Annotated in this window: 12 protein-coding genes; 9 read left to right on the top strand and 3 right to left on the bottom strand. The window is 53.4% G+C overall.

Translation table 11 applies throughout. The features are described 5' to 3' along the window. Window positions 1-3 precede the first annotated feature (3 nt). Window positions 4-573 carry a Smr/MutS family protein gene (locus Q3Y66_RS12835; protein WP_008959605.1) on the bottom strand — a complete coding sequence of 190 codons (570 nt, stop codon included), beginning with the start codon at window positions 571-573 and terminating at the stop codon, window positions 4-6. A 175-nt stretch (window positions 574-748) separates the two neighbouring features. On the opposite strand from Q3Y66_RS12835, the gene prmB reads away from it, so the two are divergent. The 5 genes from prmB to phaC all read left to right on the top strand — a co-directional run bounded on the left by prmB (window position 749) and on the right by phaC (window position 6,065). Continuing rightward, window positions 749-1,708: a 50S ribosomal protein L3 N(5)-glutamine methyltransferase gene (prmB, locus tag Q3Y66_RS12830; protein WP_008959603.1), complete on the top strand. Its 960-nt coding sequence runs from the start codon at window positions 749-751 to the stop codon at window positions 1,706-1,708. Between the two features lie 13 nt (window positions 1,709-1,721). Beyond that, window positions 1,722-2,813, top strand: coding sequence for a chorismate synthase (gene aroC, locus Q3Y66_RS12825; protein ID WP_008959602.1), 1,092 nt, complete (start codon window positions 1,722-1,724; stop codon window positions 2,811-2,813). A 90-nt stretch (window positions 2,814-2,903) separates the two neighbouring features. Further along, entirely contained in the window at window positions 2,904-3,317 is a 414-nt protein-coding gene (locus Q3Y66_RS12820) for a hypothetical protein (protein WP_035587385.1), read from the top strand. A gap of 226 nt (window positions 3,318-3,543) precedes the next feature. After that, on the top strand, window positions 3,544-3,954 hold the full coding sequence (locus tag Q3Y66_RS12815; protein ID WP_008959600.1) for a phasin family protein: 411 nt from the start codon (window positions 3,544-3,546) through the stop codon (window positions 3,952-3,954). A 203-nt stretch (window positions 3,955-4,157) separates the two neighbouring features. Next, a complete protein-coding gene (gene phaC / locus Q3Y66_RS12810; protein WP_008959599.1) occupies window positions 4,158-6,065 on the top strand; it encodes a class I poly(R)-hydroxyalkanoic acid synthase in 1,908 nt (635 codons plus the stop codon). 108 nt (window positions 6,066-6,173) lie between these two features. Here phaC and ahpF read toward each other — a convergent pair whose 3' ends face one another. Both ahpF and ahpC read right to left on the bottom strand, forming a co-directional pair. After that, window positions 6,174-7,730: an alkyl hydroperoxide reductase subunit F gene (gene ahpF, locus Q3Y66_RS12805; protein ID WP_008959598.1), complete on the bottom strand. Its 1,557-nt coding sequence runs from the start codon at window positions 7,728-7,730 to the stop codon at window positions 6,174-6,176. 196 nt (window positions 7,731-7,926) lie between these two features. Further along, entirely contained in the window at window positions 7,927-8,490 is a 564-nt protein-coding gene (gene ahpC, locus Q3Y66_RS12800) for an alkyl hydroperoxide reductase subunit C (protein ID WP_008959597.1), read from the bottom strand. 380 nt (window positions 8,491-8,870) lie between these two features. Between ahpC and Q3Y66_RS12795 the strand changes: the two genes are divergently transcribed. The 4 genes from Q3Y66_RS12795 to Q3Y66_RS12780 all read left to right on the top strand — a co-directional run bounded on the left by Q3Y66_RS12795 (window position 8,871) and on the right by Q3Y66_RS12780 (window position 13,048). After that, window positions 8,871-9,974: a polyamine ABC transporter substrate-binding protein gene (locus Q3Y66_RS12795; RefSeq protein WP_008959596.1), complete on the top strand. Its 1,104-nt coding sequence runs from the start codon at window positions 8,871-8,873 to the stop codon at window positions 9,972-9,974. A gap of 101 nt (window positions 9,975-10,075) precedes the next feature. Further along, a complete protein-coding gene (gene potA, locus Q3Y66_RS12790) occupies window positions 10,076-11,257 on the top strand; it encodes an ABC transporter ATP-binding protein (protein WP_008959595.1) in 1,182 nt (393 codons plus the stop codon). A gap of 52 nt (window positions 11,258-11,309) precedes the next feature. Further along, a complete protein-coding gene (locus Q3Y66_RS12785; RefSeq protein ID WP_008959594.1) occupies window positions 11,310-12,221 on the top strand; it encodes an ABC transporter permease subunit in 912 nt (303 codons plus the stop codon). Next, window positions 12,218-13,048 (top strand): ABC transporter permease subunit, encoded by an 831-nt coding sequence (locus Q3Y66_RS12780; protein WP_008959593.1) that lies wholly within the window; start codon window positions 12,218-12,220, stop codon window positions 13,046-13,048. The genes Q3Y66_RS12785 and Q3Y66_RS12780 overlap by 4 nt, the downstream gene beginning before the upstream one ends. Window positions 13,049-13,051 lie beyond the last annotated feature (3 nt).

The raw sequence follows: 13,051 nt of genomic DNA, 5'->3' as shown, positions 1-13,051 counted from the left end.
CGGCTACTGACCCCGCTTCCGCAGCAAGATATATACCGCCCCGGTGCCACCATCGATATCGATAGCGGAGCAGAAAGCCAGTACGCCCGGCCACTCACGTAGCCAAGCATTAGTATGGCTTTTAAGTACAGGAAAGTCGGACGTGGTGCCCCACGCTTTGCCATGCACCACCAGTACGCAGCGCAAGCCTTGGCTGGCGGCGTCGCGCAAAAAACTCTCCAACTCCACACGCGCCTCTTCCAGCGTATAGCCGTGCATATCAAGTCCCGCTTGCCACGCCGTTTGCCCACGTTTTAGTTGGCTAAAAGTACGCCATGGTAAATCCGGCACACAAAACTCTAAATACTCAGAAGGGCGCACGGCCTCCACCCGGCCATCAGAGGTGCGCCCGCTGGACTGAGGCGTATTGCTTTCAACAGCCGCATGGCGTCTAGCTTCATGGGCCTTGCCGTCAATTTTAGGTTTGCCAGGGTCGGCCTGGTTAGTCGCGATACGGCGCACGCCTGCCGCCTTTAACGCATCGCGAAAGGCATTGATATCGTCATCGTCGGGCAGGTGGCGGCGTCGCGTCATGGTAGGCTCGGGTGGCAAAAAAGTGGCAAATAAAGGTGAAACAGATAAAGAGGCACAGTATAGCGGGCTGAGCGTTGCTGTGAACCGGGCGGCGTGAAAGGTACAATCTTTTTATTCGTTGCATGAATAAGGCTTTATCAGCTGTATTCATCATTATCGTCAATCAGGAGCCGCTGTGACCACGCATCTAAACGTTGAGCATTCTCACTCAACCCTTTCCCTGTCGGAGTCGTTGCTGGTGAGCCAGCTCTTTACCCTACGCGACTATCTGCGCTGGGTCTCCAGCGAGTTTTATCTGGCGGGCCTGCACTACGGCCATGGCACCGATTCTGCCTGGGATGAGGCGGTAGCGCTCTGCTTAGGCGCGCTGCACTTGCCGTGGAACATCGATCCCGGTGTGCTCGAGGCGCGGCTACTGCCCGTAGAACGGCAGCGGATTATTACTCTGGCGCGGGAACGTGTTACCACCCGCCGTCCGCTCCCCTATTTATTGGGCGAGAGCTTTTTTGCCGGCCATCCGTTCAGTGTCGATGAACGGGTACTGATACCGCGTTCGCCGATTGCCGAGCTGATTGAAGACGGCTTTGCCGCCTGGTTTCCTGAAGAGCCGCCTGCCAGTGTGCTGGATTTATGCACCGGTTCTGGCTGTATCGGCATTGCGACGGCACTTTATTTACCGACCTGCGAAGTGGCGCTTGCCGATATTAGTCAGGAGGCCTTGGCCGTCGCGCGTCAGAATATTACCCGCCATGATGTGGGCGACTGGGTACGGGCGGTAGAGTCGGATGTCTTCAGTGGCTTAGAAGGTCGACGCTTTGATTTGATTGTCTCTAATCCGCCTTATGTCGATGCCCGTGACCTTGCCACCATGCCCGCCGAGTTTCGCCACGAGCCTTCGCTCGCCCTGGGAGCCGGTAGCGATGGGCTGGATATTGTGCGGCGTATTTTGCGCGAGGCGCGGGAACACTTAACCGATGAGGGCTGGCTGATTGTAGAAGTCGGCAACTCTGACCGCCATGTGGAAGCGGCATTTCCGGATGTCGCTTTTCTATGGCTTGAATTCGAGCGTGGCGGCCAGGGTGTTTTTGCTCTGAGCGCCGCTGAACTCGACGCCCATGCGGCGTCTTTCGTGTGAGGAATTAACGGCCATGTCTGGCAATACGTTTGGCAAACTATTCAGTGTGACTACCTTTGGTGAGAGCCACGGACCAGCGCTCGGCGCTATTGTGGATGGTTGTCCGCCTGGGCTGCCGTTAAGCGAAGCCGATTTACAGCTCGACCTGGATCGCCGCAGGCCGGGCAGTTCGCGGCATACCACTCAGCGCAAAGAACCCGATCAGGTGCGCATCCTTTCCGGGGTGTTTGAAGGCAAAACCACCGGTACCTCGATCGGCCTGCTGATTGAGAACACCGATCAGCGCTCTAACGACTACTCGAAAATCAAAGAGCAGTTTCGGCCAGCCCACGCGGATTACACCTACCACCATAAATATGGCCACCGGGACTATCGTGGGGGCGGGCGCTCCAGTGCCCGTGAAACTGCTATGCGCGTGGCAGCGGGGGCGATTGCCAAGAAGTATCTAGCCGCCCAGGGCGTCCAGATTCGTGGCTATATGAGCCAGTTAGGCCCTATCAAGATTGAGTTCAAACAGTGGGAATCGGTGGGTCAAAATGCGTTTTTCTGCCCCGACCCGGAGCGCGTCGCTGAACTGGAAGCCTATATGGACCAATTACGACGCGACCAGGATTCGGTCGGTGCCGAAATTACCGTGATTGCCGAAGGCGTACCGGTAGGGCTGGGCGAACCGGTGTTTGACCGCCTGGATGCTGATCTGGCGCATGCTTTGATGAGTATCAATGCGGTAAAAGGGATTGAGATCGGCGCAGGGTTTGGCTGTATCGCCCAGCGCGGCAGCGAGCATCGTGATGAGATGACGCCAGAGGGTTTTCTTTCCAACCATGCAGGCGGCGTGCTTGGTGGCATCTCTAGCGGGCAGCCGATTGTAGCGCGCTTAGCGCTGAAGCCCACTTCCAGTATCACTACGCCGGGCCGCTCTATCGATATTCATGGTCAGGCAGTTGAGGTGGTGACTAAAGGGCGCCACGACCCTTGCGTAGGGATCCGCGCAACGCCTATCGCTGAGGCGATGATGGCGATTACGCTGTTGGATCACTGGCTGCGTCAGCGTGGTCAGAATGGCGATGTCAGCGTTGATACACCGCGTTTAACTCAGCGTTAACGCATAACGGTGAGGTTTGCAGTTCGCTGCTACACTCAAACAAAACAAATGCATGAGCAGTCGTCATGAAAAACAGTGCAGGAGCCGCCTATGAAGATTAACGTTGAGTTTGATCTTACCCCCGATGAGTTTCGCCAATCACTGGGACTGCCTGATGTCGAAGCTTTCCAGAAAAATCTGCTAGAGAATATTCAACGGCAGATGGAGTCTGGGGTGGAAGGTTACGATCCTATGAGCCTAATGCGGCCTTTCCTGCAGCAACCGATGATGCAGCAGGGGCTTTCTCAAGGGCTAGCTAATTTCGGAACCTACCAGCAAATGATGCTCGATATGTTGCGGCAAGCGGGCAGCGCCAGCGCTTCTTCGGCCCACAGCAATGAGGATGAGAAGTCGGGGGGGACTAGCTCTAAAAGCAATTCAGAAAGCGCTACTTCCAGCAAAGCAAAGTCAACGGCATCGTCACGTTCCCGTTCCCGTTCTGAATCCAAACGTAGCGGCACATAGATTGAAGCAAGCAGTTAACGCGCATTAACTTAACAGGTGGTTCTCCACCTGTTGAGGTAGGGCAGGGTAATATGGCAAAGCGGTTCAGGCTTGCACGGTGATACTGAAATGACACCACTGTTGCAATGCAGCATGCCAAAGATTACTCTTTTTGCAGTGCAGCAAAGCTACATCACGGTGAGTCACTCCAAGGCTCATGCCAAGGAACGATACAGGAGCAGACACTATGCAAGACAATATGATGGACGCCTTTAACGCCCAAACTAAGCAGATGTTTGAGCCCATGCGAAAAATTAATTCGCTGATGCTCAACAATATGGAAAAAATGACCCAGTATCAGCTGGAAGCCATGAAGCGCTACAGCCAGATGGGTACCGAGCGCATTCGTAGCGCCACTGAAATTCAAGACGCAGAAAGCCTGCGTGATTTCGGCACCAAGCAAGCCGAGATGATGAACGAACTTTCCCAGCAGATGCAGGAAGACGCGCGGGTGATGAGCGAAATGAGCCTGCAGTTTAAATCTGAAATGGAAAAGATGTTCAGTGAAGCCGGGCAGCAAATGTCCGACCAAGCCAAGACTACTGCGAAAGGTGACCAGCCTGCGAAAGCCTCCAGTCAGTCAACGCGCAAAAGCTGATTGACGACATCATCGCGGCGCCTTAGGGCGCCGCGATGCATTTAAAACGCTGCAACTATAAATAAAACATTGCAACGATAAAACCTTGTCATATAGAAGCCTTATCGTATAAAAACTTTATCGTATTAAAAACTTAGCTATATAACAGCTTGGTCTTGGTCAAAGTGGTCGGTGCGCCTGGAGAGGGCGTAGGGAGAGTTAGTATGCAGTCAGCGTGGCACAATCCGTTCCAGGCATTATCATCAGGGCTTTCTCAAGGGCTAGCCGATGAAATAGCCAAGGGCTTACCTGAAGGGTTATCTCAGGCAGAGCTTGAAGAGTGGAATAATCAGCTCAAAGAGATCGGTGAGCAGTACCAAGGATTGATGCAGGATCTGCTTTCCCGTATCGCACCAAGTGAAGCCGCCGACTCCATTTATAGCGATATGCGCGAAAGCTTTGAAGCGGGTGCGCAGTCGCTGATGCAGAATCCTACCCTGCTGTGGGAAACCCAGGCGCGGTTGGTGCAGGATCAATGGTTGTTGTGGCAGCAAGCCATGCGCGGGATGGCTGGCGAGCAGGTCACTCCGTTGATCACGCCAGCCAAAAATGACCGCCGTTTTAAAGACGAGGCGTGGACACAAGACCCGCACTATATGGCTATCATGCAGCAGTACCTACTGTTTTCGCAGATGGTGGAAGAGCTGGTTGAAAGCCTAAGCGGTTTAGACGAAACCAAAAAGCGTAATCTGATGTTTTACGCGCGCCAGTTGGTCAACGCGATGGCGCCGACAAATTTTATGAGCACCAACCCTGAAGTCATGCGCCGCACGCTTGAAACCCGTGGCCAGAACTTGGTGGACGGGTTAGCCCGCCTACGCGAAGACTTGGGGAATTCTGCCGAGGGTATCAATGTCCGCATGACGGATCGTGGCGCTTTTGGCGTGGGTGAAAATATCGCCGTAACGCCCGGGGCAGTGGTCTACGAAAACGAATTGATCCAGTTGATCCAGTACACCCCCACCACTGAAAAAACCTTTAAAACACCGTTGCTAATGGTGCCGCCGTGGATCAATAAGTACTACATTCTTGACCTACGTGAAGACAACTCAATGGTTAAGTGGCTGGTGGATCAAGGCCATACAGTCTTTCTGATCTCCTGGCGTAACCCTGGCCCTGAACAGCGCGATATCACCTGGGCCGACTATATGCAGATGGGACCCATCAGCGCGATGGAAGCCATCGAACAGGCCTGTGGTGAGAAGTCGGTCAATCTACTCAGCTATTGCGTGGGGGGCACACTAGCCGCCTCTACTGTGGCCTACCTCACCAGCACGCGGCGTGGGCGCAAAGTAAAGTCGGTTACTTATATGGCGACGCTGCAGGATTTTCGTGACCCTGGCGATATCGGCGTATTTCTTAATGAGCGAGTGGTAGAAGGCATTGAGCAGACGCTGCAGTTGAAAGGCTATCTTGATGGTCGTTCAATGGCTTATACCTTCAACTTGCTGCGTGAAAATGATCTGTTTTGGTCGTTTTACATCAATAATTATTTAAAGGGCGAAACGCCCGCCGCCTTTGACCTGCTTTACTGGAACACCGATGGCACCAACCTTCCTGCCGGGACGCACGCTTGGTACTTGCGCTATATGTACCTGGAAAACCGCCTCGTTGAGCCTGGCGGCATTGAATTGGATAATGTGAAAATAGACCTGCGTAAAGTCTCCACGCCCAGCTATTTCGTGTCCACCAAAGAGGATCACATCGCCAAATGGAACAGTACCTATTATGGGGCGTTGTTACCTAAAGGGCCGGTCACCTTCATATTGGGCGGATCAGGCCATATTGCGGGTATTGTTAATCCACCCCATAAAAACAAGTACGGCTACTGGACGAACGATGCGCTGCCGGAAACGCATGAAGAGTGGCTAGCAAACGCAGCGCCTCATGAAGGCTCCTGGTGGCCCCATTGGCAGTCTTGGATGACGGAAAATGGCTATGCCGATAGCGAAAAGATGGTGCCTGTGCGCCAACCTGGCGAGGGTGAGCTCAAAGTGATTGAGCCTGCGCCAGGGCGCTATGTGAAAATGACGATTCCAGAGGTACTAGGGGAAATTCCAGCTAAAACTTAATGGATACCTAAAAGGTTGTACGTGGGTACCCTAACGGGTCGCGAGTTAAAGGTACTTCCCAACAGAAAAGCCCGCTGATATATGTCAGCGGGCTTTTTTTCGTCAAGATCAGTTACGAATCAAGTAGTCGAAAGCGCCGAGCGATGCTTTAGCTCCTTCGCCCATGGCGATAATGATCTGCTTGTAGGGCACGGTGGTCACATCACCTGCGGCAAACACGCCGGGTACAGATGTCATGCCATGGGCATCAACAATGATTTCACCACGTGGCGTCATTTCGATCGGTGAGCCTTTCAACCACTCGGTGTTCGGTACCAGACCAATCTGAACAAAAATACCTTCTAACGCGATGGATTTACTCTCATCAGTCGTACGGTCTTTATAGTTCAAGCCATTGACACGGCTTCCGTCACCGGTGACTTCGGTCGATTGTGCGTTGAGAATGATCTCAACGTTAGACAGGCTCTTGAGCTTCTTCTGCAGCACCGCATCAGCGCGCATCTCGCCCATAAACTCAACCAGCGTGACGTGGCCGACAATGCCCGCTAAGTCAATCGCCGCTTCAACACCCGAGTTACCACCCCCAATAACCGCTACCCGCTTGCCTTTGAACAGCGGACCGTCACAGTGAGGGCAGTAGGCAACACCTTTGTTGCGATACTGCTGCTCGCCGGGCACGTTCATCTCACGCCAGCGGGCGCCTGTCGCCAGTACTAGCGTCTTGCTCTTCAGCTTAGCGCCGGACTCAAACGATACTTCGTGAAGGCCGCCTTCTGTCTCGGCAGCTTTAAAGGAAGTAGCAAGCTGCAGGTTCATGACGTCAACTTCGTAATCTTTGACATGTTCTTCAAGCGCGCTGACCATTTTCGGGCCTTCGGTGTGTGACACCGAAATGAAGTTTTCAATGCCCATGGTGTCCGCCACCTGACCACCGAAGCGCTCAGCGGCAACACCGGTATTGATGCCTTTGCGCGCCGAGTAGATAGCCGCCGCAGCGCCTGCTGGGCCACCACCAATCACCAGCGTATCGAAAGCGGCTTTTTCGCTCAGCTTTTTGGCATCGCGTTCGGCGGCACCGGTGTCAACCTTGGCCAGAATCTGTTCAAGCGTCATGCGGCCCTGGTCGAACGGTTTACTGTTCAAATAGACGCTCGGTACCGACATGATTTCGCGAGACTCGACTTCATCCTGAAACAGCGCGCCGTCAATAGCGACGTGGCGAACGTTCGGGTTGAAGGTGGCCATTAAATTCAGTGCCTGAACCACGTCCGGACAGTTCTGGCACGACAGCGAGTAATAGGTCTCGAAAAGCATCTCGCCATCTAATGCTCGAACCTGATCGAGCAATTCGTCAGACGTCTTAGGCGGATGACCGCCAACGTGCAGCAGGGCAAGCACTAACGAGGTGAACTCGTGGCCCATAGGAATACCGGCAAATACCACGCCAGTCTCTTCACCGGGGCGGTTGATCGCAAACGATGGCGTACGTGCATCCTGACCGTCGCTGTGCAGGGTAATCTTGTCGCTCAGGCTGCTGATATCTTCCAACAGACCAAGCAGTTCTTGTGACTTGGCACCGTCATCGAGGGACGCAACGATCTCGAACGGCTGAGTCACTTTTTCCAGATACGCTTTTAACTGGGATTTTAAATTGGCGTCCAGCATGACAGTAGCTTCCTCGCAGGTAACAGACGTATTGAACACACGTGTGTGACGGTGCTAACAATTAATACTTTAAAAAACTGTTTTAACAACAGGTTTAATAACAGTTTTAAAACAGAACGCCCGGGCGAACCCGGGCGTTGAACATGCACGCACTTGCGCAGCAAAAAAGAGCAAGGGCGCGAAAACCGCGAGCGGTTTAGATTTTGCCTACCAAGTCCAGAGAAGGAGCGAGAGTCTCTTCGCCTTCTTTCCACTTGGCTGGGCACACTTCGTTCGGGTTGGCACGAACGTATTGAGCGGCTTTCACTTTGCGCAGCAGTTCTTCGGCATTGCGACCGATGTTGCCGGCGTTAATTTCGACGATCTGGATTTTGCCGTCGGGGTCGACAACAAAGGTGCCGCGCTCGGCAAGACCGGCTTCTTCGATCAAGACTTCGAAGTTACGTGAAATGCGCAGCGTCGGATCCGCAATCATCGGGTACTGAAGTTTGCCGATGGTGTCAGAGCTGTCGTGCCATGCCTTGTGAGTAAAGTGGGTATCGGTTGAAACGCTGTAGATTTCAACGCCCAATTTCTTGAATTCAGCATAGTTGTCGGCTAAGTCACCAAGCTCAGTCGGGCAAACAAAGGTGAAGTCAGCGGGATAGAAGAAAAAGATGGACCACTGACCCTGCATGTCGGCTTCAGTAACATCAACAAATTCGCCATTCAAATAGGCAGTTGCTTTAAACGGCTTAACTTCAGTGTTGATCAATGACATTCAGATAATCTCCAGGATTGGTGAATGAATAATGTGAAATTGTTGATAATACTAATGGCTAACGACTAATGGCTAAAATTAAGAATAGCCATGCCATCAATAGCATTTCTCTATTGGTCAGGCCGTTGTCGTTGCACTAGCTGGTTAATGGGGTCGATGAAGTAAAATACAAGAATTTTTCACATTGGCTTGCGGTAGGCGTCACTGCACCGCAAAATTCGCACGGTCAGCGTTATGACCTACGCTATTGTTAGCCGTGGGCCTGCTGGCACAAACAGTCGTAGCCAAGCGTTGTTAACAGCGAGAGCTAAAAACGAGTGGTTCAAAACGTCGCTAATAGAGCTTAGACAAATAGAGCTTAGATATCAGGAGCAGTGATAATGGGGAACATCCACAAACTTTCCGCGGCCGTTGCGGCCATTTCGTTTGCCGCAGCGGCTAGCGCTGCCCACGCCGACGAGGTGCGGGTGTTTAACTGGTCAGATTACATTGCCCCGGAAACGCTGGAAAAATTCACCGAGCGTACCGGCATTGAAGTGACCTACGACGTTTACGACAGTAATGAAATCCTTGATGCCGCCTTGCTCGCCGGGCGTTCCGGTTACGATGTGGTCGTGCCATCCACTTACTATTTTACCCGCCAAGTGAAAGCTGGCGTGTTCCAGCCACTGAACCACGAGTTACTGCCCAATTTAGATAACCTCAACCCAGAGCTGATGGCTAACCTGGAAACCATCGACGCCGGTAGCGAATACTCGGTCCCTTATATGTGGGGCACCAATGGGATCGGCTATAACGTTGAGCGGGTAAAAGAAATCCTCGGTGACGACGCCCCCTTGGACAGTTGGGCACTGTTGTTTGATCCTGAAATAACCGGCGCACTGAGCGAGGCGGGCTGTGGCTTGTCAATGCTGGATTCCGCTGATGAGATGTTGTCACCCGCCATGGCGTATCTAGGCTTAGACCCGCTCAGCGAAAATATTGACGATATCGAAGCGGCGGGTGAGCTGATTGCCAGTGTTCGCGACGATATGACCTATTTCCACTCGTCACGCTATGTGTCTGACCTGGCGAATGGCGATATTTGCGTCGCCGCAGGCTACTCCGGTGATGTTTTCCAGGCCGCTGCTCGTGCTGAAGAAGCAGGACGCGACTTCTCTATTGGCTATAGCATTCCCAAAGAAGGCGCTGCCCTTTGGTTCGACATGATGGCGGTGCCCGCTGACGCGCCGAATACTGAAAACGCCCATGCATTTATCAACTTCATTCTTGACCCGGAAATTGCTGCCGAGATCACCGAGTATGTACGTTATGCCAACCCTAACTCGGCGGCTAATGAATATCTCTCTGATGAAATCCTGAATGATCCGGCGATTTACCCGACCACCGATGTCATGCAAAACCTGTACGTACAGGCTGAAAAGCCTCAAGATGTGCTTCGCGCACGTACACGGATCTGGAATCGTGTAAAGTCCGGTCGTTAAACCGACATTTATCCGACGGCGAGCCAGAGGCATTCACTCACCGGCTCGCTGTTCGTCTTTATTAATGCCCGGGTTGCCGGGCCTTTTGATGGGAGTGGCGAATGGTCACTACGCCCCTGTCGAACGAGCCTTCATCTGCTGCGCCAAGCACTCCTTCCGCATTACGTCCTCAGGGTAAAACCCCACGGTTTGCCGAGGACGTCGTGCTGGAAGTCAAGCGCTTAAGCAAACGATTTGATGATGCGCTGGCGGTGGATGATGTCAATTTGCAGGTTAAGCGCGGCGAAATTTTCGCGTTATTAGGGGGATCCGGGTCGGGGAAATCAACCTTGCTGCGGATGCTGGCGGGGTTTGAGACGCCAACAGAAGGGCGCATTTTGTTAGACGGTGTCAATATCACCGCAATGCCGCCTCACAAGCGGCCCATCAATATGATGTTCCAGTCTTATGCCTTATTTCCGCATATGACGGTTGCCCAGAATATTGCCTTTGGTTTAAAGCAGGACAAACTGCCCAAAGCAGATATCGACGCCCGTGTTGCGCAAATGCTCAAGCTGGTGCACATGGAGCGCTTTGCCAAGCGCAAGCCGCATCAACTTTCCGGCGGGCAACGTCAGCGGGTGGCACTGGCGCGCTCGTTGGCCAAGCGGCCCAAACTGTTGCTGCTGGACGAGCCTATGGGAGCGCTGGACAAAAAACTACGCACTGAAATGCAGCTGGAAGTGGTCGAGATCATTGAACAGGTAGGCGTTACCTGCATCATGGTGACGCACGACCAGGAAGAAGCCATGACCATGGCTGACCGTGTGGCGATCATGGCCGATGGCTGGATCGAGCAGGTAGGTTCGCCGGTGGATATTTATGAAAGCCCGGTAAGCCGCATGGTGGCAGAGTTCGTCGGTACGGTGAATCTGTTTGAAGGGGAAATTATCGAGGATGCTGCCGACCACTGCCGCATCGTCGCCCCTGCGCTGGAGCGCCCCATATATATTGATCATGGGATAACTACCCAAGCGATGGATCGCCGGGTGTGGGTCGCTATACGCCCCGAGAAAATCTGGTTAACCCGTGAAAAGCCCACCACGGAATATAACTGGGCGGAAGGCAAGGTGGATGATATTGCCTACTTGGGGGGCTTCTCGCTCTACTACGTGCGCACGCCGTCGGGCCAGATGATCAAAGTCAGCATGGCCAATACGGAACGCCGTGGTGACCGGCCAACCTGGGAAGACAGCGTCTATGTCCACTGGGAAGATCACAGCACTATTGTTCTGAATCGCTAGGGTCTTGAACCGCTAGCGTGGTGCCTTTCCTACTGCGAGGAGCCTGCCTTCAATGAAGCCATCTCGTTCTTCAGCACTGCTCAAACGCTTGAAACTGGGGCGGCGGGCAGTGATTGCGTTTCCGCTCGTCTGGTTAACGCTGTTTTTCTTGCTGCCTTTTGCGCTGGTACTCAAAATCAGCCTGTCCGAGGCGGCGATTGCGATTCCGCCTTACGGGCCACTGCTTGAGTATGCCGACCAGACGCTACATGTCTTTTTAAACCTGGGCAACTATCTCTTTCTCCTTTCGGATTCGCTCTATATTGCCGCCTATTGGGGCTCCGTCAAAACTGCGTTCATAGCGACGGTGGCTTGTCTGCTGATCGGCTACCCAATGGCGTATGCCATGGCGCGGGCACCGGCTCGCTGGCAGCTGCTGTTACTGCTGCTGGTCATGCTGCCTTCGTGGACGTCGTTTCTGATTCGTGTCTACGCCTGGATGGGTATTTTAAGCAATAGCGGGCTGATCAATAACCTACTGATAGGGATAGGGCTAATCGATTCTCCGCTACGCATGATGAATACCCAGTTTGCGGTCACGATTGGTATCGTTTACGCCTACTTGCCGTTTATGGTGTTGCCGCTGTATGCCCACCTAACTCGGATGGATAATTCGTTATTGGAAGCTGCTGCCGACCTGGGTTCGCGCAAGGTCAATACCTTTATCAAAGTTACTCTGCCGCTCTCTATGGGGGGGATTGTCGCCGGTTCGATGCTAGTGTTTATCCCGGCGGTAGGCGAGTTCGTGATTCCCGAGTTACTTGGCGGCCCGGACACATTAATGATCGGTAAGGTGTTGTGGGAGGAGTTTTTCCTTAACCGCGACTGGCCCGTGGCGTCGGCGCTGGCCATGGTGATGCTGCTGCTGTTACTGGTGCCAATTGTCTGGTTCCATCGCTATCAGTCCAAGGAGCTAGCATCATGAGCCGCCTGCGACGGATCAACTTCTCAACGGTTATGCTGGTGCTTGGCCTGCTGTTTCTTTACCTGCCGATGTTTGTACTGGTGGTGTATTCGTTTAACGCCTCGAAACTAGTCACCGTGTGGGCTGGCTTTTCTACCCAATGGTACGGTGAACTATTTCGTGACGAGCAGATTCTGTCGGCGGTGTGGACGAGTCTGAGGATCGCATTTTTCGCTGCCAGCATGGCGGTTTGCTTAGGCACCGTAGCGGCCTTTGTGATGACGCGCTACGGCCATTTCCGGGGTAAAACGGCACTCTCCAGCATGGTGACGGCCCCATTGGTCATGCCCGAGGTGATTACCGGTCTGTCGCTGCTGCTGTTGTTTGTGCAGATGGCGCAGATTACCGGGTGGCCCGCTGACCGTGGCATGGCGACGATCTGGATTGCCCACACCACGTTTTGCAGTGCCTATGTCGCGGTCGTGGTGGCGGCGCGCCTGCGAGAAGTGGATCACTCTATTGAAGAGGCGGCCATGGACTTGGGCTCGCCGCCGGTGAAAACCTTCTTTTCCATTACGCTGCCGATTATCACTCCAGCGCTGGCAGCCGGTTGGCTGCTGGCGTTTACGCTCTCACTCGATGACTTAGTGATTGCCAGCTTTGTCTCGGGCCCAGGAGCGAATACGCTGCCAATGGTGGTGTTTTCATCGGTGCGTATGGGCGTATCACCGAAGATTAATGCGCTTGCCACGCTGATTATACTGATCGTATCCCTGGCAACATTGTTGGCTTGGTTTTTTATGCGCCGCAACGAAACCAAGCGAAAGGCTGCCCTGCAAGACGTTTAATTC

It is taken from the genome of Halomonas sp. HAL1 (assembly GCF_030544485.1).
Taxonomy (GTDB): Bacteria; Pseudomonadota; Gammaproteobacteria; order Pseudomonadales; family Halomonadaceae; genus Vreelandella; species Vreelandella arctica.
Note: the sequence above shows the minus strand (reverse complement) of the source record. Positions and strands in the feature narration are given on the sequence as shown.

Coding starts and splice junctions, on each gene's coding strand:
- Q3Y66_RS12835 (WP_008959605.1), bottom strand. CDS start 573: ATGACGCGACGCCGCCACCTGCCCGACGATGACGATATCAATGCCTTT.
- aroC (WP_008959602.1), top strand. CDS start 1,722: ATGTCTGGCAATACGTTTGGCAAACTATTCAGTGTGACTACCTTTGGT.
- Q3Y66_RS12820 (WP_035587385.1), top strand. CDS start 2,904: ATGAAGATTAACGTTGAGTTTGATCTTACCCCCGATGAGTTTCGCCAA.
- Q3Y66_RS12815 (WP_008959600.1), top strand. CDS start 3,544: ATGCAAGACAATATGATGGACGCCTTTAACGCCCAAACTAAGCAGATG.
- phaC (WP_008959599.1), top strand. CDS start 4,158: ATGCAGTCAGCGTGGCACAATCCGTTCCAGGCATTATCATCAGGGCTT.
- ahpF (WP_008959598.1), bottom strand. CDS start 7,730: ATGCTGGACGCCAATTTAAAATCCCAGTTAAAAGCGTATCTGGAAAAA.
- ahpC (WP_008959597.1), bottom strand. CDS start 8,490: ATGTCATTGATCAACACTGAAGTTAAGCCGTTTAAAGCAACTGCCTAT.
- Q3Y66_RS12795 (WP_008959596.1), top strand. CDS start 8,871: ATGGGGAACATCCACAAACTTTCCGCGGCCGTTGCGGCCATTTCGTTT.
- potA (WP_008959595.1), top strand. CDS start 10,076: ATGGTCACTACGCCCCTGTCGAACGAGCCTTCATCTGCTGCGCCAAGC.
- Q3Y66_RS12785 (WP_008959594.1), top strand. CDS start 11,310: ATGAAGCCATCTCGTTCTTCAGCACTGCTCAAACGCTTGAAACTGGGG.
- Q3Y66_RS12780 (WP_008959593.1), top strand. CDS start 12,218: ATGAGCCGCCTGCGACGGATCAACTTCTCAACGGTTATGCTGGTGCTT.